Raw genomic sequence first — 544 nt, 5'->3', positions numbered from 1 at the left:
GAGACGACGAGCTTGACGCCGCGCAGGCCGCGACGGGTCAGCTTGCGCAGGAACTCCGTCCAGATCGGCTCGGCCTCCGAGGTGCCGATCTCCATGCCCAGCACCTCGCGCCGGCCGTCCGCGTTGACGCCGACGGCGATGATGACGGCGACCGAGACGATGCGGCCGCCGCGGCGCACCTTCAGGTAGGTGGCGTCGATCCACAGATAGGGCCAATCGCCCTCGATGGGTCTTTCAAGGAACGCCTTGACCTTGCCGTCGATCCCTCGCACAGCCGGCTGACTTCGCTCTTGGAGATGCCGCTCATCCCCATAGCCTTGACCAGGTCGTCAACCGAGCGTGTCGAGATGCCTTGCACATAAGCTTTCTGAATGACGGCGGTCAGCGCCTTCTCGGCCATGCGGCGCGGCTCGAGGAAGCCGGGGAAGTAGGAGCCCTTCCTAAGCTTGGGAATGCGCAACTCGACGGTGCCGGCCCGCGTCTCCCAATCCCGCTCGCGGTAACCGTTGCGTTGAGCGAGCCGCAACGGGTTCTTCTCGCCATA

The 544-nt window shown here is 65.3% G+C and carries 1 pseudogene; it reads right to left on the bottom strand.

Annotated features, from left to right (window positions below):
• Window positions 1-544 (bottom strand): annotated as a pseudogene (locus AC0L24_RS33870) (IS256 family transposase); the annotation flags it as partial.

This window comes from Mesorhizobium sp. WSM4809 (assembly GCF_055811655.1).
The sequence above is the reverse complement of the archived record's forward strand: the minus strand, read 5'-3'. Positions and strand labels throughout refer to the sequence as shown.